This is a genomic window from Streptomyces longisporoflavus (assembly GCF_014649775.1).
GTDB lineage: Bacteria > Actinomycetota > Actinomycetes > Streptomycetales > Streptomycetaceae > Streptomyces > Streptomyces longisporoflavus.
This window is the reverse complement of the sequence record NZ_BMTR01000007.1, coordinates 1-22,947: the sequence shown is the minus strand read 5'-3', so window position 1 is coordinate 22,947 and position 22,947 is coordinate 1. Positions and strand designations below refer to the sequence as shown.

Annotated in this window: 20 protein-coding genes; 10 read left to right on the top strand and 10 right to left on the bottom strand. The window is 69.9% G+C overall.

What is annotated here, in order from left to right:
- Positions 1-17: 17 nt before the first annotated feature.
- A complete protein-coding gene (locus IE226_RS15865) occupies positions 18-674 on the bottom strand; it encodes a hypothetical protein (RefSeq protein ID WP_229871044.1) in 657 nt (218 codons plus the stop codon).
- Between the two features lie 585 nt (positions 675-1,259).
- Here IE226_RS15865 and IE226_RS15860 point away from each other — a divergent pair.
- Positions 1,260-1,736 carry an HIT family protein gene (locus tag IE226_RS15860; protein WP_190081877.1) on the top strand — a complete coding sequence of 159 codons (477 nt, stop codon included), beginning with the start codon at positions 1,260-1,262 and terminating at the stop codon, positions 1,734-1,736.
- A 12-nt stretch (positions 1,737-1,748) separates the two neighbouring features.
- Here the strand turns inward: IE226_RS15860 and IE226_RS15855 are convergent, their stop codons facing one another.
- The 6 genes from IE226_RS15855 to IE226_RS15830 form a co-directional block, all read right to left on the bottom strand.
- Positions 1,749-4,031: a serine/threonine-protein kinase gene (locus tag IE226_RS15855; RefSeq protein ID WP_190081876.1), complete on the bottom strand. Its 2,283-nt coding sequence runs from the start codon at positions 4,029-4,031 to the stop codon at positions 1,749-1,751.
- Between the two features lie 108 nt (positions 4,032-4,139).
- Positions 4,140-4,967: a carbohydrate ABC transporter permease gene (locus IE226_RS15850; RefSeq protein ID WP_229871115.1), complete on the bottom strand. Its 828-nt coding sequence runs from the start codon at positions 4,965-4,967 to the stop codon at positions 4,140-4,142.
- A gap of 81 nt (positions 4,968-5,048) precedes the next feature.
- On the bottom strand, positions 5,049-6,005 hold the full coding sequence (locus tag IE226_RS15845) for a carbohydrate ABC transporter permease (protein ID WP_190081874.1): 957 nt from the start codon (positions 6,003-6,005) through the stop codon (positions 5,049-5,051).
- 88 nt (positions 6,006-6,093) lie between these two features.
- Complete coding sequence (locus IE226_RS15840) at positions 6,094-7,455, bottom strand: extracellular solute-binding protein (protein ID WP_190081873.1); 1,362 nt, start codon at positions 7,453-7,455, stop codon at positions 6,094-6,096.
- 220 nt (positions 7,456-7,675) lie between these two features.
- Entirely contained in the window at positions 7,676-8,362 is a 687-nt protein-coding gene (locus IE226_RS15835) for a response regulator (RefSeq protein ID WP_190081872.1), read from the bottom strand.
- Positions 8,359-10,395 (bottom strand): sensor histidine kinase, encoded by a 2,037-nt coding sequence (locus tag IE226_RS15830; RefSeq protein ID WP_190081871.1) that lies wholly within the window; start codon positions 10,393-10,395, stop codon positions 8,359-8,361. The genes IE226_RS15835 and IE226_RS15830 overlap by 4 nt, the downstream gene beginning before the upstream one ends.
- A 181-nt stretch (positions 10,396-10,576) precedes the next feature.
- On the opposite strand from IE226_RS15830, the gene IE226_RS15825 reads away from it, so the two are divergent.
- From IE226_RS15825 to IE226_RS15785, 9 genes are all read left to right on the top strand, one after another.
- On the top strand, positions 10,577-11,983 hold the full coding sequence (locus tag IE226_RS15825; RefSeq protein ID WP_229871111.1) for a cation:dicarboxylate symporter family transporter: 1,407 nt from the start codon (positions 10,577-10,579) through the stop codon (positions 11,981-11,983).
- A gap of 195 nt (positions 11,984-12,178) precedes the next feature.
- Positions 12,179-12,406, top strand: coding sequence for a hypothetical protein (locus tag IE226_RS15820; RefSeq protein ID WP_190081870.1), 228 nt, complete (start codon positions 12,179-12,181; stop codon positions 12,404-12,406).
- Positions 12,403-12,906 (top strand): HIT family protein, encoded by a 504-nt coding sequence (locus IE226_RS15815; RefSeq protein WP_190081869.1) that lies wholly within the window; start codon positions 12,403-12,405, stop codon positions 12,904-12,906. The genes IE226_RS15820 and IE226_RS15815 overlap by 4 nt, the downstream gene beginning before the upstream one ends.
- A 186-nt stretch (positions 12,907-13,092) precedes the next feature.
- A complete protein-coding gene (locus IE226_RS15810; RefSeq protein ID WP_190081868.1) occupies positions 13,093-14,034 on the top strand; it encodes an SGNH/GDSL hydrolase family protein in 942 nt (313 codons plus the stop codon).
- Positions 14,035-14,076: 42 nt separating this feature from the next.
- Complete coding sequence (locus tag IE226_RS15805; RefSeq protein ID WP_229871042.1) at positions 14,077-14,682, top strand: mycothiol-dependent nitroreductase Rv2466c family protein; 606 nt, start codon at positions 14,077-14,079, stop codon at positions 14,680-14,682.
- A 100-nt stretch (positions 14,683-14,782) separates the two neighbouring features.
- Positions 14,783-15,703 (top strand): NAD(P)-dependent oxidoreductase, encoded by a 921-nt coding sequence (locus IE226_RS15800; protein ID WP_229871033.1) that lies wholly within the window; start codon positions 14,783-14,785, stop codon positions 15,701-15,703.
- A gap of 57 nt (positions 15,704-15,760) precedes the next feature.
- Entirely contained in the window at positions 15,761-16,153 is a 393-nt protein-coding gene (locus IE226_RS15795; protein ID WP_190081866.1) for a MerR family transcriptional regulator, read from the top strand.
- A gap of 19 nt (positions 16,154-16,172) precedes the next feature.
- Positions 16,173-16,511 carry a thioredoxin gene (gene trxA, locus IE226_RS15790; RefSeq protein ID WP_308429481.1) on the top strand — a complete coding sequence of 113 codons (339 nt, stop codon included), beginning with the start codon at positions 16,173-16,175 and terminating at the stop codon, positions 16,509-16,511.
- 159 nt (positions 16,512-16,670) lie between these two features.
- Positions 16,671-18,935, top strand: a complete 2,265-nt coding sequence (locus IE226_RS15785; protein WP_190081865.1) for a HelD family protein — start codon at positions 16,671-16,673, stop codon at positions 18,933-18,935.
- Here IE226_RS15785 and glgB read toward each other — a convergent pair.
- The 3 genes from glgB to IE226_RS15770 form a co-directional block, all read right to left on the bottom strand.
- Positions 18,892-21,138, bottom strand: a complete 2,247-nt coding sequence (gene glgB, locus IE226_RS15780; protein ID WP_229871110.1) for a 1,4-alpha-glucan branching enzyme — start codon at positions 21,136-21,138, stop codon at positions 18,892-18,894. The two genes, IE226_RS15785 and glgB, sit on opposite strands and share 44 nt — an antisense overlap.
- A 114-nt stretch (positions 21,139-21,252) precedes the next feature.
- On the bottom strand, positions 21,253-22,665 hold the full coding sequence (locus tag IE226_RS15775) for a maltokinase N-terminal cap-like domain-containing protein (protein WP_190081863.1): 1,413 nt from the start codon (positions 22,663-22,665) through the stop codon (positions 21,253-21,255).
- 118 nt (positions 22,666-22,783) lie between these two features.
- Positions 22,784-22,947, bottom strand: a 164-nt coding sequence (locus IE226_RS15770; RefSeq protein WP_190081862.1) for an alpha-glucosidase C-terminal domain-containing protein, incomplete at its 5' end; no start/stop codon positions are given.

Below are 22,947 nucleotides of genomic sequence, written 5' to 3'. Positions count from 1 at the left end.
AGCTATCTGCTTCGGTCTCACGACGACTGGCATGCGGCACTCCCGCGCTCAGATGTTGTCTGCTCGGTGATCCAGACGCCTTGCTTGTTGAGGTGCAGGCGGCTGCTGTAGACGACCAGGTCGTCCTTCGACGGGGATGTCACATCTGTCTTCCCCGTCTTGAGGCTCTTGTTGAACGCCTTGCCCTGGTCCTCGCAGTAGACGAGGGCTGCCTTATTGCCGCCTGTGACGTCTACCCTGGCGTTATAGAAGCGCTTCGTACCGGTGATCCGGTTCTTGAAGTCGATGAATTCCTTGATGAACTTCTGGCTCCCGGCGGCCGCCTCGCCCTCGGAGTAGTAGCGGTAGGACTTGTGGAGCGCGTCCTGTTCGGCGATGGCCATGTCGACGGCCTTGACGTACTGCTCGGTGTCGGAGAGGACAGCATCCTTGCTCTCGTCACCGGTCTTGGACCATTCGAACTTGTAGTGGAGATCCGATGGCAGCTTGATTTCTGGGCGTTCGGCGTCCGTCGCCTTCGAAGCGCTCGGCGAGGGCGTCTTCTTCGCCTCCTGCCCGGCTCCAGCGATCTTGTCGCTGTCCTTGGACTCGTCGTCACTGCTGCCGCAGGAAGCGAGCAGCAGAGCCGCAGACATTGCGAGCGCCGGCGTCGCGAGACGGAGAGGGCGGTTCACTTTCGGCTCCTGGTGAGGGTGGGAGTTAGCGCGAGCTAAGTACGGTAGTGCGAGCTGATCGGCGGCACCAGAGAGGTATCTGACGATGAATGGGGCGTGAGGTGCCTATCCCGGTGAATACGGGCGGTCCGTAAGTCGGTCCACGGCTCGTGCAGTGGTTTGCGGGCCCACAGTGGGGCGAGTTCGGTCTTGGGTCATTGCCATACGCGACGACGGGACAGGGGTTGTTGGTTGCATCCCGAGGGCGTTCCAGGCGGTGGATCAACCGTTCCCGCGCCCGAGTCGGACTCGATTGCGATGGCCACGAAGGCGCGCCCCGCCCCCGTCGAGTCGTGCGCGAGCGTCTCCAGGGTGGCTTGCTCCTAGTTGTTGGCCGGACGCAGCCACGGGGCCACGTATCGGGTTCCGAGCTGTACCGCGACCACTCCCTCGAAACGCAGGTCCAGGCACGTGCTTTCGGTGTTCTCTGGAGCCGAACGGAACAGGAGTTGGGAGTGGCCCACTCCGCAGCGCCACATTCGGAACGTGCGCGGTGAATGGAAATGCAAGCTTCAACCCTCGATGCGGGAGACGGAGCGGGTAGTCATGGATCTTGAGGCCTATATGGAGCGCGCTCGCGTCGGGCCCTGTTTTGTCTGTGCCTTTCTTGCCGGGGACCCCGGCTACGCCCATCACACCGTCTATGAGGACGACGACCACATCGCGTTCCTCGACCGGTGGCCCACCCTCCCCGGAAAAGTCCTCGTCGCGCCCAAGGACCATGTCGAGCACGTCGTCCGGGAGTTGGATGAAGCGGCCTACACCCGGCTCATGCGCGTCGTGCGTAAGGTCGCCCTCGCCGTCGAGTACGTCTTCGACTCCGAGCGGACTTACCTGTACTCCCTCGGCAGCCAGGAAGGCAACAGCCACCTCCACTGGCACATCGCCGCCCTGCCGCCCGGAGTGCCTTACGCCGAGCAGCAGTTCCACGTCCTGATGACCGAGACTGCCGGCGTTCTGGACGTGCCGCCGGATGAGATGGCCGAGCTCGCGGCCCGGCTTCGGGACGCCGTCCGGCCCTAGGATCGCACCGCGTCACTGCTTCGTGGGCTCGTACTTCTTGTCCACCTTGCCGATCTCGGTCCACCCTTCCTCGCCCCGGCTGTCGATCCACACCGGACGTTCCCTCGCGGAGCGGCCCCTCTCGAAGGAGACCTCGTCGATGACGCCGTTGACGGAGACGTTCTGGATCTCGCGGTCCAGGGTGTGCCGGAGCGAGGACGCCGAGGCATCGGCGGGAAGTTTCTTCAGCGCGGCGCCCAGGGCCAGGGCTCCGTCGTACAGCTCGTCGTTTCCGCGCGCGGGGAGGTTGTCGCCGGGTTCACCGGTGTAGTTGCGGGTGCGCAGGACGCCGTCGGGGGTGGTCTTGTCCTGTGCCTCGGCCGTGGCCCGCTCCTCGGAGTCCTCGCAGATGCCGGCCGAGTCGCCCTCCGAGATGACGGGCCCCGAGAAACCGTCCGCCCTGAGCTTCCCGGCCCACGTGGTCACACCCGCCGCTGTGGGCAGTACGACCGCTTCAGCCCGTGCCTTGTCGACAAGACCCGGGATCTGCGACGGCTTCACGTCGGAAAGGCTCGTCTTCAGCGTCTTGACGGTCATGCCCGTCTCGCGCAAAGCGGTACCCATGCCGTCCGAACGGTCCGCCCAGACGGTGTCCTCGGCCACCAGCACCCGGCGTGCCTTCGTCTGCGTGAGGAGGTACTGCGCCATCGCCTCGCCCTGCCGCTCCTCGTCCGGGGGTATCGCGAACTGCGCACCGGCGAAGGCGACTTCGGAGCAGGTGGCGATCTCGGGCAGGAACGCCTCGTCCGTGTCGTGCACCCAGGCGAAGTCGGTGGTGTCACCGATGACGGCGAGCATGTCCGGGTGCTTGGCGAGCAGCTTGCGCGTCGGCATGTCCGGGTCGGCGGCCAGCGGTACGAGTCGGAAGCGGTCGCCGCTCTTGGCGCCGAGCGTCTCGGCGAAGGCGGACTCGACGGTGCGCCGCTGCTGCGTCGTGAACTGCTTGAACTCCCCTTCCTCGTACTCGTCGGCGGCGTTCCTCGCGCCGACGTGCTCGTAGCTGTGGGCGACGCCGATCTCGTAGACGGTCGGGGTGGTGTTCTTGCCGCCGGATGTGGTCTCGGTGTCCGGTGCGGCGAGGGAGCGTATGCCGAGGCCCGTCGGGACGCTGACGGCCAGTACGAGTGCTGTGGTGATCAGTACGCGCTTGGGTGAGCGGTGCCGGGGGGCGGGGGACGGGGGTGCGTGCTTGCTTACGGAGCTGGTTGCGGCCGGTTGGGTGCGGGCGTTCGCGATCTGTGCCATCGGGCGCCGATCGTGCGCGTCCCCCACGCGGACGGTCGGCGGGTGGTCCGCCGGGCCCGTCTCGGTCGCCGTGGCTCCGCTGTCCGGGAGCCGGTCCCGCGGCTCCGGGGAAGGGCCCGGCTCCTGCGGCCCCCGCGGCAGCGAAAGCCCCCGCCCCGCCGCCACAATCCGCTCAAGCGCTAGCCCCGCGTCCGCAGGTCGGTCGGCGGGGTCCTTCGCCAGGAGATCGAGGACGATGCGCTCCACCGGCGCCGTCACCTCGGCCCGTGCTCGCGACGGCGGCAGCGGTGCGTCGTTGACGTGGTTGTACATGACGCCGGCCGCCGAGCCGGTGAACGGCGGGTGCCCGACGAGGAGTTCGTAGAGGACGCAGCCGAGCGCGTAGAGGTCGGTGCGTCCGTCGCCCGGCTCCTGCCGGAATCGTTCCGGCGCCAGATACGGCACGCTGCCGAACGGCAGCTGTCCCGTCCGCGTGAGGCGCGAGTCGCCCGCGACCCGCTCCGTGAACGTCGCGATACCGAAGTCGACGACCTTGGCGGTGCCGTCCTGCGCGATCATCACGTTGCCCGGCTTGATGTCGCGGTGCACGACACCCGCCGAGTGCGCGGCATCCAGGGCGCGGCAGACGTCCGCCGCCCAGCGCAGGGCGTCCGCCACCGGCACCCGGACATTCTCGCGCAGCACCTGGTCGAGCGAGCGGCCCTGCACGAGGGCCATCACCAGGTACGGGGTGCCGTCGTCGGTGCCGTGATCGTGGACGGCGACGATGTACGGGCTGTCCAGCGAGGCCGCCGCGAGGGCTTCGAGGCGGAACCGGGCCAGGAGTTGCTCCTGCTCGCTCTCGCCACCGCCACCGTCACCGCCATCGTCCGCGACAGCCGACGGTACGAGGAGCTTGATCGCCACCTCGCGACCCAGGCTCCGGTCGCGGGCCCGCCACACCTCGCCCATGCCGCCCGCGCCGATCCGTTCGGTCAGCTCGTACCGGTCGTTCAGCAAGCGCCCCCGCATATGCCCTCCCTCGGCCCCACCCGCAGACCCGGTGATCCTAGCCAGCGGGACGAGCGGCCGGAGTGGGGCGGGCGGCAGGGCGCGGGGCGGCTGCCGAAGCGCGGCACGTCAGCCCTTCACCGCACCTCCCAGCGCGAACCCCCCGCCCAGCTTCCGCGAGATGAGGACGTACAGCAGGATCACCGGCGTCGAGTAGATGATCGAGAACGCCGCAAGCTGGCCGTAGACGACCGTGCCCTTGTTGCCGAAGAAGTCATTGATGCTCACCGACGCCGGCATCTGCTCGGGGGTCAGGAGCAGCATGAAGGGGACGAAGAAGTTGCCCCACATCATCACGAAGGAGAAGACGGTCACCACCGCGACGCCCGGGCCCATCAGCGGGAGCACGATCCGCAGCAGCGACTGGAACGACGACGCGCCGTCCGTCCACGCCGCCTCCTCAAGCTCCTTCGGGACACCGTCCATGAAGTTCTTCATCAGCCAGATGGCGAAGGGGAGTTGGGACGCGGCGAAGAAGAAGATCGTGCCCTGCATCGTGTCGATCAGGTCGACCTGCACGAACAGCGCGTACACCGGGACCATGATCGCCGTGATCGGCAGGCTCGTCGCGAAGAGGATCGTCAGCATGAACGGCCGGTTCAGGCGGGACTTGAAGCGGGAGAGCGGGTACGCGGCGAGCGCCGCGCAGACGACGGTCAGGAGCGTGCCGCCGCCGCACAGCAGCAGGCTGTTGAGCAGGGGCGTGAAGGTGATCTCGGGGGTCAGGACCGCGTCGTAGTTGTCCAGGGTGATGCCGTCGGGGACCTTCACCTTGAGGTCGGCCTTGGTGTCGAGCGAGGAGAGGATCACCCAGGCCAGGGGGAGTACGAAGGCGGCGGCGACCACGAGCAGGCCCGCGTCCGCCGCGAGGCGCCGGCTCGTGCGGCGCGAACGCAGGCTCCTGTTGGACGAACCCGAGTCCCCCCTGGCGGACGGACTCGGTTGCCTGCCGGGCGACTTGACGGTGTTGGCTGACACTCAGACCTCCGTGCGGAGCAGGCGCATGTAGACGAGTGAGAAGAGTGAGCCGACGACCAGGAGCAGCAGCGCCACCGCCGTGCCGTAACCGATCATGCTCTTCTGGAAGGCCTGCTCGTACATGAACAGGGGGAGGGTCTGGCTGCGGTTTCCCGGGCCGCCTCGCGTCATCACCCAGATCAGGCCGAAGACGGAGAGGGTCTGCAGGGTGTTCAGCATCAGGTTCGTGCCGATGGAGCGGCGGATCATCGGGAGCGTGATGTGCCACATGCGGCGCCAGCCGCCCGCGCCGTCCACCTCGGCCGCCTCGGTGATCTCCTTGGGGATCTCGTTAAGGGCCGCCGAGTAGACCAGCATCGAGAACGCCGTACCCCGCCACACGTTGGCGAACGACACCGCCAGGATCGGCAGCGTGTACATCCAGTTCTGGGACGGGAGATGCAGGAAGTCCAGGACCGTGTTCAGGGTGCCTTCGCGGCGGAAGAACGCGTACAGGAGGAAGGCCGCCACCACCTCGGGCAGCACCCATGCCGTGATCACGATCGCGCCGGTGAGCGTGCGTACCGGCTTGGAGGCGCGCTGCATCAGGGACGCGAGGGCGAGGCCGATGGTGTTCTGGCCGATGAGCGACGACACGACCGTGAAGACCAGCGTCAGCCAGACCGCGTTGAGGAACGCCTCGTCGCCGAAGGCCTTACGGAAGTTGTCGAACCCGACGAAGCTCGACTCCGCCTGGCCGGTGAGCTGGAGGTCGGTGAAGGCGATGTAGGCGCAGTAGCCGATCGGTCCGGCGAGGAACAGGAGCAGGAGGATCACGGCGGGGGAGACGGGCAGCGCGCGGGACAGCGCCCGGCCCGTCAGCTTGGAGCGGGACGGGGGCCGCGACGGGCGCGGGACGCCCGGGCCCGGAACGGTCTTCGCGATGTCGCCGGGCCCGGCGGGGGGTGCGGTGGTCACCTCGGGCTCTCACTTCCCTTGCGTACGGTCGGCTGTGCGCGCGGGGCGGGACGCGTCGGGGCCCGCCCCGCCCCACGACGTACCGCGGCTATTTCTCGATGACCTCGCCGTCCGTCGCGGCCTTGACCTCTTCGTCATACCCGCTCGCCGCGTCGGCCACCGAACCGTCGCCCGTGGTGACCTTCTCCATGGCCTCCTGCACCGCGGTGGAGACCTTCGGGTACGCCGGGTACGCGGGGCGGTAGTGCGTCGAGGGCACCAGGTCGGTGAAGAACTTCAGGCCGGGCTGCGCCTTGAGGTACGCCGGGTCTTCCGCGACGTCCTTGCGGACCGCGATGCCCGAGTTGGCCACGTACCACTTCTGGGCGTTCGCCTTGGTCTGCATCTGCTCGATGAACTTGAAGGCCAGGTCCGGGTTGGACGCCTTGGCCGGGATCGCCCAGGTCCAGCCGCCGGACATGCTCACCTTGCCGGGCGCCTCGCCGTTCTGCGTCGGCATGTGGGCCAGGCCCAGCTTCTTCGACCACTGGGGCCACTCGTGCCCCGCGCCCTTGCCCCAGTCCTGCGGCAGCCAGGAGCCGTCGAGGTTGATGCCGAGCTTGTCCTCGGGGAGCAGTTCGCCGCGGACCCGGGTGGCGAAGTTCGGGTCCAGGGCGTCGGTGACGTCCGGGCCGAGCTTCTCCTTGAAGACGGTCTCGACGAACTCCAGGGAGTCCTTGAAACCCTGGCTGCCGGTGACCCACTTCTTGGACTTCGGGTCGTACATCGGGTCCTGGCCCGTGCCGTACAGGAGCATCTCCATGCCCTGCATGGTGGCCGCCTCGCCCGCGGGCTTGCCCGTGTAGACGTTCATGGGGGTGACGCCCGGCACCTTCTTCTTGATCGTCCGGGCCGCGTCCAGGATCTCGTCCCACGACTTGGGCTGCCAGTCGGCGGGCAGACCTGCCTTCTTGAAGATGCCCTTGCTGAACCACAGGCCGCGGGTGTCGGTGCCGTCCGGGACGCCGTACGTCTTGCCGTCCGCCGCCTTCGCGGCCGACTTGGACGTACCGATGAACTGGTCCCAGTCCTTCCACTTGTCCAGGTAGGGGTCGAGCGGCTTCAGGTACCCGCTGGTGATGTCCGAGTTGATGAGGAAGGTGTCCTCGTAGACCAGGTCCGGCGCGGTCTTCGGGGAGCGCATCATCTGCTGGAGCTTCGTGTAGTACTCGGAGTCCGGCGCCTTGATCGGCACCAGTTTCACCTTCTTGCCGGGGTTCTCCTTCTCGAACTGCTTCTTGATGTCCGCCAGATAGGTGTCCATGACCTTGATCTGGTTGTCCGTGGACTGTTTGAAGGAGACCTTCACGGTGTCCGGATCGTCGCCGGAGTCCCCGCCGCACGCGGTCAGGGTGCCGGCCGCGACCAGGGCGGTGACGAGGAGCAGAGGGGCGGTGGGGCGCACGGGCACGACCTCCTACTGGCCGACGCGGCTGGGTTACCACGCAGGGCGCAACGCTGGGCTGCCCGGTGAACGTAAGGGCGGTCTCGGAGCAAGGTCAATGCCCGTGCGGCGCCCCTTGTCAGCAACGTGACAACGTTGTTATTGGCAGCGGCGACGAGGCGTTACCTGTGGGTCTGCAGGCTGCCAATCGGCTTACCTGGAAAGGTGCTTGGGGCCGGGTGGCGTGTCAGGTCGCCGACGTCAGCCAGCGGTACACGTATTCCGGGCGGCCCACGTGGCCGTACTGCGGGGTGCGGGTGGCGCGGGCCGTGGTGACCAGGTGTTCGAGGTAGCGGCGCGCGGTGATGCGGGAGATGCCCACCGTCTCGGCGGCGGCAGCGGCGGTGACGCCCTCGGGGGGCGCGTCACGCAGGGTGCGGGTCACTCTCTCCAGGGTGGGGCCGCTGAGCCCTTTGGGCAGAGCGGCGGGGCTCGGCGCGCGGAGGGTGGCCAGGGCGCGGTCCACCTCGTCCTGGCCGGTGGCCTCGCCCGCGGCGGTGCGGAATTCGGCGTAGCGGGTGAGGCGGTCGCGCAGGGTGGCGAAGGTGAAGGGCTTCAGTACGTACTGGACGACGCCGAGCGAGACGCCCTCGCGTACGACCGCCAGGTCACGGGCCGACGTGACGGCGATGACGTCCGCGCGGTGACCGGCGGCGCGCAGGGTGCGGGCCAGCTGGAGGCCGTGGCCGTCGGGGAGATGGAGGTCGAGGAGGAGCAGATCCACCTCGGTCCGGTCCAGGGCCCGTTTCGCCTCGGCGGCACTGTGTGCCTTCCCGGTGGCCCGGAAGCCCGGCACCCGGTTCACGTAGAGCACGTGCGCGTCCGCGGCCACGGGATCGTCCTCGACGACCAGGACCCGAATCGGCTCTGTCACTTGGTGCCTCCGTCTGCTGCGTCCGAGGGGGCGGACGCCTGGTCACCGGGACGGGGCGCGGGGGGCGCCTTGTCGTCGGTGCGGGGGGTCGTGGTGGCCGTGGCAGCGGCATCCGGCGTGGTGGACGCTTGGTCACCGGCATCCGGCGTCGCGGCGTCCGTGGAAGCGGCGCCCGGCCCAGCGGGAGCCACGGAAGCGGCGCCCGGCCGCGCGGACGTCTCGTCACCAGCGCCCGGCCCAGCGGGAGCCACGGAAGCGGCGCCCGGCCCAGCGGGAGCCACGGAAGCGGCGCCCGGCCGCGCGGACGTCTCGTCACCAGCGCCCGGCCCAGCGGGAGCCCCGGATGCGGTGTCCGGCGCCGCGGGAGCCCCGGATGCGGCGCCCGGCCCAGCGGGAGCCACGGAAGCGGCGCCCGGCCGCGCGGAGACCCCGGAAGCGGCGTTCGTCCGCAAGCGGACCTCGAATTCCGCGCCGCCCCCCGGAGCCTCCCGTATCTCCAGTGTCCCCTCGTGCTTCGTCACCGTCTGGTGGACCAGTGCCAGGCCCAGGCCCCGGCCCGACGTGGCCTTCGTGGACCAACCGCGCTGGAAGACCGCCTCCGCGTGTACGGGGTCCACGCCGGGGCCCGTGTCCGATACCCGCAGCGTCAGTCCCGTCCCGTCCGCGCGTGCCGTCACCGTCACGCGGGCCGCGTGGGAGCCCTGTGCCGCGTCCACCGCGTTGTCGATCAGGTTGCCCAGGACCGTCACCAGGTCGCGCGCGGGCAGCTCCGGCGGCAGCATGCCGTCGTCGATGCTGCTGTCGGCGGAGACGACGAGCTCCACGCCGTGCTCGTTCGCCTGGGCCGCCTTGCCCAGGAGCAGGGCCGCGAGGACCGGCTCGCTCACCGCCGCGACGACCTGGTCCGTCAGCGCCTGGGCGAGTTCGAGCTCGGCCGTGGCGAAGTCGACCGCCTCGTCCGCGCGGCCCAGCTCGATGAGGGAGACCACCGTGTGCAGGCGGTTCGCCGCCTCGTGGGCCTGCGAACGCAGGGCGCGCGTGAAGCCGCGCTCCGAGTCCAGCTCACCGGTGAGGGCCTGCAACTCGGTGTGGTCGCGCAGGGTGACCACCGTGCCCCGGCGCTCACCGCTCGACACCGGCGACGTGTTCACGACGACCACCCGGTCCGCCGTCAGATGCAGCTCGTCGACGCGCGGCTCGGCCGCGAGCAGCGCGCCCGTCAGCGGCACCGGCAGGCCGAGCTCGGCGACGTTCCGGCCGACCAGGCCGCCCGAGACACCGAGCAGCTCGCGCCCGCCGTCGTTGATGAGGGCGATGCGCCGCTGCCCGTCCAGCATCAGCAACCCCTCGCGCACCGCGTGCAGCGCCGCCTCGTGGTAGTCGTGCATACGGCTCAGCTCGGCGGCGTTCATGCCGTGGGTGTGGCGGCGCAGGCGTGCGTTGATCACGTAGGTGCCGACACCGCCCAGCGCGAGCGCGCCCGCCGCGACGCCGAGCAGCGCGAGCAGCTGGTCGCGCGCCGTCTCACTGATCTCCTCGATGGTGATGCCCGCGCTGACCAGGCCGGTGATGCGGCCACTGCCGTCAGCGGCCCTGATCGGCGTGACCACGCGTACGGACGGGCCCAGCGTCCCCGTGTAGATCTCGGTGAAGGTCCGGCCCCGCAGCGCCTCCGCCCGGTGGCCGAGGAAGCGCTCGCCGATCTGCTCCTTGTCGGGGTGCGTCCAGCGGATGCCGCCCTTGTCCATGATCGTGACGAAGTCGACCCCGGTGTGGTGCAGCACGTCGGTCGCGTACGGCTGGAGGGTCCTCGTCGGATCCCGGCCGCGCACGGCCTCGCGTACCGAAGGAGAGTCCGCCACCGCCCTCGCCGCGGCCGTCGCCTGGCGGCGCGCGCCCTCCTCGGCCTGCTGCCGGTCGCTCAGGAACGTGAACAGTGCACATCCGGCCACCACCACGGTGACCAGGACGATCTGCATCGCGAAGAGCTGCCCGGCGAGGCTGCGCGGCCGGGGCGGGCGGGCGAGGGACATGGTGCAAGTCTGCCTGGCCGTATAAGCGCGAACTAAATGAACGTAAGGGTGACCGCCCTCACAGGGCGAGAGATAGTCACCCGAGATCCGCCTGCCCAGGACGTGAGCCGCACGCACTGGCCGAAAACGCCGACGTAGTCGTTCAAGGAGGGCCCTCGTGGCCGACACCACCGACAGCCAGGTGGCAAAGGCTCCCGCAGCCAAACGGGACCGCACCCACTACCTGTACATCGCAGTCATCATCGCCGTGGTCCTCGGTATCGGTGTCGGACTGCTCTTCCCCGACTTCGCCACGGAGCTCAAGCCGCTCGGCACCGGCTTCGTGAACCTGATCAAGATGATGATCTCGCCCATCATCTTCTGCACGATCGTCCTGGGCGTCGGCTCGGTCCGCAAGGCCGCCAAGGTCGGCAAGGTCGGCGGCCTCGCACTCGCGTACTTCGTCGCGATGTCCGTCGTCGCGCTCGCCATCGGCCTGATCGTCGGCAACATCCTGCACCCGGGCTCCGGCATGGACATCACGGACTCCGAGAAGGGCGCGGGCCACGACGCGGCCGAAGAGGCGAACAAGGGTCTCGTCGACTTCGCGCTCGGCATCATCCCGAAGACGCTCGTCTCCGCCTTCACCGAGGGCGAGGTGCTGCAGACGCTGCTCGTCGCGCTGCTGGTGGGCTTCGCGCTGCAGGCCATGGGCCGCTCCGGTGAGCCGATCCTGCGCGGCATCGGGCACATCCAGAAGCTGGTCTTCCGCGTGCTCGCCATGATCATGTGGGCCGCCCCGATCGGCGCGTTCGGCGCGATGGCGGCGGTGGTCGGCGAGACCGGTACGGACGCCCTGAAGGCGCTTGCCACGATCATGATCGGGTTCTACGTCACCTGCGCGCTGTTCATCCTCATCGTGCTCGGCACGCTGCTTCGCCTGGTGACCGGCGTCAACCTCTTCAAGCTCCTGAAGTACCTGGGCCGCGAGTTCCTGCTCATCCTCTCCACCTCCTCGTCCGAGTCCGCCCTTCCGCGGCTCATCGCGAAGATGGAGCACCTGGGCGTCAGCCGCCCGGTCGTCGGCATCACCGTCCCGACGGGCTACTCCTTCAACCTCGACGGCACGATGATCTACCTGACCATGTCGTCGCTCTTCATCGCCGAGGCGATGGACCAGCCGCTCGGCGTCGGCGAGCAGATCTCCCTGCTCCTGTTCATGATGATCGCGTCCAAGGGCGCGGCGGGCGTCTCCGGTTCGGGCATCGCGGTCCTCGCCAGCGGTCTCCAGTCGCACAAGCCGGCCCTGGTGGACGGTGTCGGCCTGATCATCGGCGTCGACCGCTTCATGAGCGAGGCGCGCGCCCTGACCAACTTCGCGGGCAACGCGGTGGCGACGCTCCTGATCGGTACGTGGACCAAGGAGGTCGACCGGCAGCGGGTCGACGACGTCCTCGCGGGACGGCTGCCGTTCGACGAGAAGACGCTGCTCGACGACGGCGCCTCCGAGTCCGGGACGGTGGGCCCAGAGGGCGCTGACGGCGCAGACGGCGCTGACGGCGTGCCCTCGCAGCCGGAGAGCAGCGAGAAGAAGTCAGTGACGGCCTAGCCGTCGGCCACCGGCTCGGTGGCGAGTGAGGCGGGCGGGCCCACCACGGTCGGAAGGGTGACCGTGGTGGGCCCGCCCGCTTTCTCCGTGCCGGATAGCCTCAAGGTCAGCGACTCAGCGACTCAGCAACTCAGCAAGACAGCAACTCAGCAAGGCCACGGGGATACGGGATACGGGGAAGGGGGGCGGGGTCCCATGGGCAACAAGCCGAGGCGAGCCGCCATCGGGGAAATGTGGATCAACTGCCAGGTCTGCAAGGGGGATCTGTTCCGCGACCGGGAGGTCAAGCTCAACAGCTCCGGCATGGAGCTCATGAACCTGGCGTGGGCCAACGAGTCGGCGACCGGACTCATCTGCTGGAGCTGCGGCTACGTCCACCTCTTCGTGAACCGCGAGATCCGGATGTACCGGGTGGACAAGTGAAGCCGGAAGAGCGCGCGCAGCCGACGCGGGGGAGCGACTGCCTCGCCTGCGACCTCGCCGACGGCACCGCCCCCCTGCTCGGCGGCACACTGCTGCGCACGGCGCACTGGACCGTCGAGCACTGCGTCGGCCCGCTCGGCACCGGCACGCTCATCGTCAAGCCGCTGCGCCACATCACCGGCGTACACGAGATGAACGCGGATGAGAGTGCCGAACTCGGGCCGCTGCTGACCCGGGTGACCTCCGCCCTGCGCGCGGCGGTCGGCGACGAGTGCGAGCAGGTCTACGTCTGCCTCTGGTCCCACGCCGGTCGCGTGCCCGGCCACATCCACTTCGTGGTGCAGCCCGCCCGTACGTCCGACATCGACCGTCACGGCAACGCGTACGGACCTGCCCTCCAAGCGGCGATGTTCGCGACGGGCGAGGAACCGGAGCCGGGCGAGGTGGAGGAATTCTGCACGCGTGTGAGGCATGCGTTCGCAGAGCATTCGGCCATCTAGGTGGGCCCGTGCGCAAACTGTTGACTGTTGTTCAAACCTGCCAGTAACTTCAGCGTTGTACCACCAAGAACCGCCGAAAGCCGCTGAAGCCTGCCCAAAACCCCCACGCAGCAAGGCTGTTGGCGCCCGCGGCTTGATCGCTCCTCGCCGGGACTGACCCCCCATCGGATTCAAAGGAGACTCCAGATGGTGATCCGCGCACGCGCCCGCACCAGCCCTCAGGCCTTCACCCGCACCCGCAGCCGCGCCCGCACCCTCTCCCTCCGCGTCGCAGCCGCCCTCGCCGCCGTCGGAACCGCCACTCTCGGCCTGGCCGCGGCGCCGGCCCAAGCGACCGGCAGCAGCGGCGAACCGCTCGACTACGTGGCCCTCGGCGACAGCTACAGCGCCGGATCCGGCGTCCTGCCCCTCGACGTGACCGCACCGCTTCTCTGCGCGCGCTCGACGGCCAACTACCCGCACATCGTGGCCAACCGCACCGGCGCCAAGCTCACCGACGTGACCTGCGGCGGAGCCCAGACCAAGGACTTCGCGGGCTCGCAGTACCCCGGCGTCGCCCCGCAGCTCGACGCGGTCAAGGCAGACACCGACGTGGTGACGCTGACCATCGGCGGCAACGACAACAACACCTTCATCGGCGCGATTCTGGCCTGCGGCAGCGCAGGCGTGCTCTCCGGCGGCAAGGGCAGCCCCTGCAAGGACGCCAACGGGGACAAGTTCACCGAGGAGATCGACGCCAATACGTATCCCGCGCTGAAGAAGGCTCTGCGGGACATCAAGGCCAAGGCCCCGAACGCCCGTATCGGCATCCTCGGCTACCCGTGGATCGTCCCGGCCAAGGCCGACCCCACCTGCTTCGCCAAGATGCCGATCGCCACCGGAGACGTCCCCTATCTGCGGGATCTTCAGGCCCACTTGAACGGAGCCGTGCAGCGCGCCGCCTCCGAGACGGGCGCCACGTACGTCGACCTGTCCGCCGCGTCGGAGGGGCACGACGCCTGCAAGCCGAAGGGCACCCGCTGGATCGAGCCCGTGCTCTTCGGCACGAACTTCGTCCCGGTGCACCCGAACGCCCACGGCGAGGCAAGGATGGCCGACCAGGCCATCGGCGTACTCAAACTGGGCTGACCGGCAAGCTGGACTGACCGGCCTGTCTCGTACGGTAGCTGGGTGACCGTGCCGCCGAACGCCGACTTCTGGTTCGACCCCGTATGCCCGTACACCTGGCTCGCCTCGCGGTGGCTCCGCGAGGTGGAGCGGGTGCGGGACGTCACCGTGCGGTGGCGCGTGATGAGCCTGTCGGTGCTGAACGAACACCTCGACGTCGACCCCGAGGACCCCGGTGGCGAGTGGGGCGACTACATGCGGGCGCCGGGCCGGGTCTGCGCGGCCGTGGACGAGCGGTACGGGAACGACGCGCTGGGGACGTATCTCGACGCGCTCGGGGTCCGGCTGCACGAGCGCGGAGAGTGGGACGGCATCGAGCCGGCGCTCGCCGACGCGGGACTGCCCGCGGAGCTCGCGTCGGTGGCCTGGACGCAGGAGTACGACGCCGCCGTACGGGCCTCTCACCGCCAGGGCCTCGCGCTGGTCGGCCCCGAGGTCGGCACGCCGGTGCTCTCCGTACGGGGAGTCGGCGCGGTCTTCGGCCCGGTCGTCTCGCCCGCGCCGAAAGGAGAGGCGGCGGGGCGGCTGTGGGACGGGGTGGTCCTGATGGCGGGCACACCGGACTTCTACGAGCTCAAGCGGCCGTACGGCGAGCCGTCCTTCGGCTGAGACGGCCGCCCAACTCCCCCCGCATGCTTACCTTTTCGTAAGTACCTGACTAAATAGTCGGTACTTGTGAGCAAGTGGGCGCCCGTCAAGCATGGTCGTCATGACGAACCAGAGCCACACCTCCTCAGCCGCTCCCGCCGATACCACTACCTCCGTCACTGTCCTCGGCCTCGGCGCCATGGGGCAGGCACTCGCCGGCGCTTTTCTCGATGCCGGACACCCCACCACCGTCTGGAACCGCACGCCCGGCAAGGGCGAGGACCTGGTCGCCAGGGGCGCCACGCGCGCCGCCACCGCGGGCGACGCGGTCCGCGCCTCGGACCTGGTGGTCGTCTGCCTCTACGACTACGACGTGTCGCGGGCCGTGCTCGGCCCGATCGCCGCGGACCTGTCGGGTCGCGTCCTGGTCAACCTCACGTCGGACACCCCGGAGCGCTCGCGCGAGGCCGCCGCCTGGGCCGCCGAGCAGGGCATCGACTACCTGGACGGCGCGATCATGGTGCCGGTCACGGTGATCGGCACCGCCGACGCGCTGCTCTTCCACAGCGGACCGAAGTCCGTGTACGAGAGGCACGCGAGCACGCTCAAGGCGCTCGGCGGCAACACCGTGCACCTGGGCGAGGACCACGGTCTCGCGGCCGTCTACGACAACGCCCTGCTCGACTTCTTCTGGACGAGCATGTCCGGTCTCGTGCACGCGTTCGCGCTTGCCGGGGCGGACGGCGTGAAGGGAGCGGATCTCGCCCCCTACCTGAGCGCGCTGCTCTCCATCTTCCCGCCGGCCATCGAGTCGACGGCGATCGAGGTCGACTCCGGCGAGTATCCGGGCGAACAGGCCCCGCTCGTCACGGAGGCCGCCAACGTCGACCACATCATCCACGCCTCCGAACACCGGGGTCTCGACGTGGAGTCCCTCAACGGCATCAAGGCCGTCCTGGACCGGGCCATCGCCAAGGGGCACGGCGCGGACGGCTGGACGGCCATCATCGAGTCCGTCCGCGCGCCCGAACCGGCGCACTGACCGATCCGGACCGGCGCACTGGCCTTGACGCCCACGTCAAGGATTACCGTCGTACGCATGCGCATCGGCGAACTTGCGGAGCGGGCCGGCACCACCACGCGGACGCTTCGGTACTACGAGTCAAGGGGGCTGCTGCCCGCTCGTCGCAGCGGCAACGGCTATCGCACCTACGACGAGGACGACGTGCGTCTCCTTGAGCAGATCAGGACCCTTCAGGACTTCGGGTTCGAGCTGGAGGAGACGCGGCCGTTCGTGGAGTGCCTGCGTTCGGGGCATCCGGCGGGCGACTCCTGTCCCGCGTCACTGGACGTGTACCGCCGCAAGCTGGCTGAACTCGACGCGCTGATAAGCGAGTTGAGTGCGGTGCGGGAACAGGTGGGCGCGCAGCTGGTGCGCGCCGAGGCAGCGGTTCCGGGGGGTCCGGACCCGCAGTGCGAGCTGACGGGCTAGAGGGAGCGCGGACATGGGAATGGTCAAGGCGGACGGCGTGGCCGAGGTGACGGACACGGACTTCGAGGGAGAGGTGCTCAAGGCGGAGCTGCCCGTGCTCGTGGAGTTCGGCGCGGAGTGGTGCGGTCCTTGCCGGCAGCTCGCGCCGGTGCTCGGCGAGATAGCGCGCGAGGAGGCGGACCGGCTGAAGATCGTGCAGGTGGACGTGGACAGCAGCCCGCAGACGGCGATCGCGTACAACATTCTCTCGGTGCCGTCCCTGCTGGTGTTCCGCAACGGTGAGCCGGTGAAGTCCATGGTGGGCGCCCGACCCAAGCGCAAGCTCCTCGCCGACCTCGCCGAGGCCGACGTGCTCTGACGCAGAGAAGCCGTACGCGGAAAGAGAAATACCCCGGACGAATTGACGTCCGGGGTATTTCTTCGCGTATATTGGATCCTTTCGCGACCCCTTGCCCATTTGGGCAGAACGGAATCGCGAGAATCTGTATAAGAGCACTGTAACTGGCGAGGGGCTGAATTGTCAACCGAGGAATTGCGGGAAGAGCAGCAATTCGTCTCCGGGCTGTACGCGCGCCTCGACGCGCTGCGCGAGGAGGCGCAAGCCGCCGTGCAGGCGTCGTTGACGCAGGTCGGCAACGGTCTGCAGGCCAGGCTTGAGCGTGACGTCCTGGTGGCCGAGCGGTCCGGACTGCTGGCCGCCTTCAACGCGGGAGAGAACGGCCTCTGCTTCGGGAGGCTCGAATTCCGCGACGGCCGGGATCACCACATCGGACGCATCGGAATCCGCGCGTCCGACGTCGAGCGCACCCCGCTCGTGATCGATTGGCGTGCCGAAGTCGCGCGCCCCTTCTATCTCGCGACCGGGCATACGCCGATGGGGCTCCGCCGGCGCAGGCACATCACCACTCAGGGCCGCGACGTGACGGCCCTGCACGACGAGATCCTCGATCTCGGCGACACCACCCGCACCGGACACGAGGGCGCGAACGCCGACGAGGTGCTGCTCGCCGCGCTCGACTCGGCCCGCACCGGGCGCATGCACGACATCGTGCAGACCATCCAGGCCGAGCAGGACCGCATCATCCGGGCCCCGCACCACGGCGTCATGGTCGTCGAGGGCGGCCCCGGCACCGGCAAGACGGTCGTGGCGCTGCACCGCGCCGCGTTCCTCCTGTACGCCCACCGCCGGCTGCTCGCCAAGCGCGCGGTCCTGATCGTCGGCCCGAACCCCGCCTTCCTCGGCTACATCAGCGAGGTCCTGCCCGCGCTCGGCGAGACCGGCGTGCTCCTTTCGACGGTCGGCGAGCTGTTCCCCGGTGTGAGCGCGACCGGGACCGACACCCCCGAGGCAGCCGAGGTGAAGGGCCGCGCGGAGATGGCGGACGTGCTCGCCGCCGCCCTGCGCGACCGGCAGCAGACCCCCGAGCCCGGAGCCCCGATCGTCATCGAGCACGACGACGGCGACCTGATCCTGGACTGGACGATCGCACACGAGGCGCGCGAGGCGGCCCGTGAGGCGGACGTCCCGCACAACCTCGGCCGGCCGCACTTCGCCTTCCGCGTGATCGACATGCTCACCGAGCAGCTGGCCGAACGGCTCGGCGCCGACCCGTACGGCGGCCCGAACTTCCTCGGCCCCGACGACATCGCCCAGCTCGGCAAGGCGATCGCCGCGAGCCCCGAGGTGCACGCGGCCATCGAGGAGCTGTGGCCGCAGCTCACCCCTGAGGGCTTCCTCGCGGACTTCCTGGAGGAGCCGACGCACCTCGCGGACAAGGACGCCGACCTGGTGCGGCGCCCGCGCGGTGCCGCGTGGACGGCCGCCGATGTCCCGCTGCTCGACGAGGCCGCCGAACTGCTCGGCAACGACGACAGCGCGGCGCGGGCGAGGGCGGAGGCGGAGCGGGCCAAGCAGATCGCGTACGCACAGGGCGTGCTCGATGTCTCGTACGCCTCTCGGACCTACGAGTTCGAGGACAAGGACGATGAGGAATCAGAGGTCCTGCTCGCGCACGACATCATCGACGCCGAGCGCATGGCCGAGCGCCAGGAGGAGGAAGACCACCGCAGCGCCGCCGAGCGCGCGGCGGCGGACCGGACCTGGGCGTTCGGGCACATCATCGTGGACGAGGCGCAGGAGCTCTCCGCCATGGCCTGGCGGCTGCTCATGCGGCGCTGCCCGACGCGTTCGATGACGCTGGTCGGTGACCCCGCGCAGACGGCGGAGGCCGGTGGCTGCGGCTCCTGGGAGGCGATCCTCGCCCCGTACGTCGAGGACCGCTGGGAGTACAACCGGCTCGGCGTGAACTACCGCACGCCGCAGGAGATCATGGACGTGGCGGCCGAGGTGCCCCGCGTCGAGCACCCCGGCTTCGAGCCGCCGAGTTCGGTGCGGTCCACCGGTGTGCTCCCGTGGGCGCACCGCACGGACGACCTCGCCGCGGCCGTCGCCGACGCGGTGGCGGCCGAGGCGCGGGACGAGGGCCGCCTCGCGGTGATCGCCCCTCGCGAGCTGCATGCTCGGCTCGCCGCACAGCTCCCCGGTGTGACGGCCGGGGAGGCCCCGGACCTGACGCGGTCGGTCGTACTGATCGATCCGCGTCAGGCGAAGGGCCTGGAGTTCGACACGGTTCTGGTCGTGGAGCCCGGCAGCTACGGCGCGAGCGACCTGTACGTGGCCCTCACCCGGGCCACGCAGCGCCTCGGCATCCTGCACGCGCGGGAGCTGCCGGTGGCGCTCAAGCAGGTCGCAGCCACACCGTGGCCAGCGGCGGCAGGGTGAGGCGCAGGGACGCGGGGCGGCCGTGCGACGCCACCGGCTCGGTCTTGACCGGGTCCGGGTTGGTGACGCCGCCGCCGCCGTAGCGGGCCTCGTCCGTGTTCAGGATCTCGTGCCAGGCGGTGAACTCGCCCGGCACGCCCAGGCGGTACTCGTGCCGCACCACCGGTGAGAAGTTCGAGACGGCCAGGAGCGGCGCGCCGGTCGCGTTCCCGGCCTCCTCGTCGGCGTAGCGCAGGAACGCGAACACGTTGTCCTCGGCCGCGTCGCCGTCCACCCAGGCGAAGCCGCCGGGGTCCGTGTCGCGCTGCCACAGGGACGGCTCGCGGCGGTAGACGGTGTTGAGGTCGCGCACGAGGTCGCGCACGCCCCGGTGATCGGCCTCGGCACCGTACGCGGGATCGAGCAGCCACCAGTCCGGGCCGTGCCCCTCCGCCCACTCGGCGCCCTGGGCGAACTCCTGGCCCATGAAGATGAGCTGCTTGCCGGGGTGGGCCCACATGAAGCCGAGGTAGGCGCGGTGGTTGGCGCGCTGCTGCCACCAGTCGCCGGGCATCTTGGAGACCAGGGACCGCTTGCCGTGGACGACCTCGTCGTGCGAGATCGGCAGGACGTAGTTCTCGCTGTACGCGTACACCATCGAGAACGTCATCTCGTTGTGGTGGAACTTGCGGTGCACCGGCTCCTTCGACACATAGTCGAGCGAGTCGTGCATCCACCCCATGTTCCACTTCAGGCCGAAGCCGAGCCCGCCGAAGCCGCCGGGGCCCTCGTGGTGCGTCGCGCGGGTCACGCCGTCCCAGGCCGTGGACTCCTCGGCGATGGTGACGACGCCGGGGGCGCGGCGGTAGACGGTGGCGTTCATCTCCTGGAGGAAGGCGACGGCGTCGAGGTTCTCGCGGCCCCCGTGCACGTTCGGGGTCCACTCGCCGTGCTCGCGCGAGTAGTCGAGGTACAGCATCGAGGCGACGGCGTCCACGCGCAGGCCGTCGATGTGGAACTCCTCGCACCAGTAAGTGGCGTTCGCGACAAGGAAGTTGCGCACCTCCTTGCGGCCGTAGTCGAACTCCAGGGTGCCCCAGTCGGGGTGCGCGGCCCGGCCCGGGTCCTCGTGCTCGTACAGGGTGCGCCCGTCGAACTCCGCGAGGGCCCAGTCGTCGCGCGGGAAGTGCGCGGGCACCCAGTCCATCAGGACGCCGATGCCCGCGCCGTGCAGCGCGTCGACGAGGAACTTGAAGTCGTCGGGCGTGCCGAGACGCGCGGTCGGCGCGTAGAAACCGGTGACCTGGTAGCCCCAGGAGCCGCCGAAGGGGTGCTCGGCGACCGGCATCAGCTCGACATGCGTGAACCCCAGGTCGGCCACGTACGCGGGCAGCTGCTCGGCCAGCTGACGATACGTCAGTCCGGGCCGCCAGGAGGCCAGATGGAGCTCGTACACCGAGAACGGCGCCTGGTGGACGGGCACCTCCGCCCTGCGCTCAAGCCACCGGGCGTCATGCCACTCGTGATGCGACTCGTGCACGACGGAGGAGTTCGCGGGCGGGGTCTCCGTGCGGCGGGCCAGCGGGTCGGCGCGCAGCGTCTTCGAGCCGTCGGGCCGCGTGATCTCGTATTTGTAGAGCTCGCCCTCGCCGACCGACGGCACGAACAGCTCCCATACGCCGCTGCCGCCGAGAGAGCGCATCGGGAAGCCGGCGCCGTCCCAGAAGTTGAAGCTCCCCACCACGCGCACGCCGAGAGCGTTGGGCGCCCACACCGTGAACCGTGTCCCCGTCGCTCCCTCGTGCACCATCGGGCGTGAACCGAGGGCGTGCCACAGCTGCTCGTGCCGGCCCTCGCCGATCAGATGCAGATCGAACTCGCCGAGCGAGGGCAGGAAGCGGTACGCGTCGTGGATCTCCAGCTCGGCGTCGTCGTACGTGATGAGCAGCCGGTAGTCACCGGGGACCTCCCGCAGCGGAAGCACCCCGGAGAAGAACCCGTCCCCGTCGTCCTGCAACTCGGCCCGCAGATCCTTGGCGACCACGGTGACGGAGCGCGCGTACGGCCGCAGGGCGCGGAAGGCGATGCCCTCGCGCACGACGTGGGCGCCGAGCACCGCGTGCGGGTCGTGGTGCGTGCCGCCGAGCAGCCGGGCCCGGTCGGCGGGGGGAACGGGCGACGCGGGGCGGCTGCTGCTCTTGCGCTGCTTCTGCCGGGGCGGCACGGGTGCCCGGCCTGCGGGCTCCGGCTTCCGCCTGCTCTTCTTGCTGGCCTCGTCGGACGGTTTGCGCGGCTGCGAGCGGGGGGTCACGGGGGAGCCTCCTGGGCGATGGGCGGGTCAGTGCTGTTCGGTGGCGGGGCCGTTCGTGGCGAGGCGCTTGACCGCGGAGAGGGGGACGGGGAGCCAGTCGGGGCGGTGACGGGCCTCGTAGAGGACTTCGTAGACCGCCTTGTCCGTTTCGTAGGCACGCATCAGGACCGGGTCCATGCGCGGGTCGCGGCCCGCGACCTCCGCGTATCCCGTGCAGTACGCCGCCCGGCAGTCGCCCGCCCACTGTGGCGCCCACGGCTCCCGCGAGCGCGCCGCGTAGTCGAAGGAGCGGAGCATGCCCGCCACGTCGCGCACCGGCGGCTGCGGCATCCTGCGTTCGGACAGCGGCCGGGAGGGCTCGCCCTCGAAGTCGATGAGCGACCACTCCCCGGCGGGCGAGCGCAGGCACTGTCCCAGGTGCAGGTCCCCGTGGATGCGCTGCGCCGTCCACGTGCCCTCGCCGCGGCCCAGGTCGGCGAGCGCCTCGAACGTCGTGCGCAGGGCGGGGGCGTACGGTCGCAGGGCCGGCACCGCCTTGGCCGCGGCATCCAGGCGGCCGGTCATGCCCTCGGCGATCAGCTCCATCTGGGCGTGGCCGAGCGTGACGGCGGGCAGCGCGCGGGCGAGCGCCAGATGCACCTCGGCCGTCGCACGCCCGAGAGCCCGCGCCTCGCCGCTGAAGTCCCGGTCGGCCGCGAGCTCCCGCAGGGCAAGCTCCCAGCCGTCGGCGGTGCCCTTCAGGTAGGGCTGGAGCACGCCGAGTACGTTCGCCTCGTCCCCGACGTCCGCCAGGAACCAGGCGGCGGGGGCCGGCACCCGGGCGCAGCGCTCGCGGGCCAGCATCAGCGGCAGTTCCAGGTCCGGGTTGACGCCGGGCACGATGCGGCGGAACAGCTTCAGGATGAACGTGTCCCCGTACACGAGCGAGGAGTTGGACTGCTCCGCTCCCAGCACGCGCGGTGCGAGGCCGTCGTCTATGTCCTTGCGCGGGTCCCGCTCGAAGCGCAGCTTGCCGATGCGCGCCTGCATCCGCAGGGCTTCAAGGAGGAAACCGGACATACGGGTGTCGTGCAGCGCTTCGTAGACGGTGTACCCGGCGAGCGGGCCCTGCGTCACATGGCCTATCAGCGCGGGCGCCAGCCGTGGCGGCAGCTCGCGCCGTGCGCCGACGAGGAGCTGATAGCAGTCCGGGGGCAGCGTGGGCGAGCCGCCGGCAAGCCCCGGCACCAGCGGCTGGCGCACCTGTATGAGCAGGTGCAGGAAGCCTGACTCAGCGGTGGGAGGCAGCAGTTCGGTCGCGCTGACCAGGTTGAAGTCGCTGATCGGGCGGCCCTTGCCCGCGAACCAGCGTTGTCGTGGCAGCCACGCGCGCAGCAGCGGATCGAGCGAGGCGAGCAGCGCGTCCGCGGTGATGCCCGGGCGGGTGACGGCTTCCGACATGGCGTCGCGTCCTTTCCGCGGTGCGGACAGGGGTGAGTGCGGGAGTGCCGGTCGTGCGGGAGAGTTCCCGGGGCGGGGCGGTGGAAACCGCCCCGCGCGGGAGTAGCAGGGGTGGAGCCTACGCCGGATCCTTGCGCAGCCGGAACCAGTAGAAGCCATGTCCGGCCAGGGTGAGCAGGTAGGGCAGCTCGCCGATGGCGGGAAAGCGCACCCCGCCGATCAGCTCGACCGGGTGGCGGCCGTTGAAGGTCTGCAGGTCGAGTTCGGTGGGCTGGGCGAAGC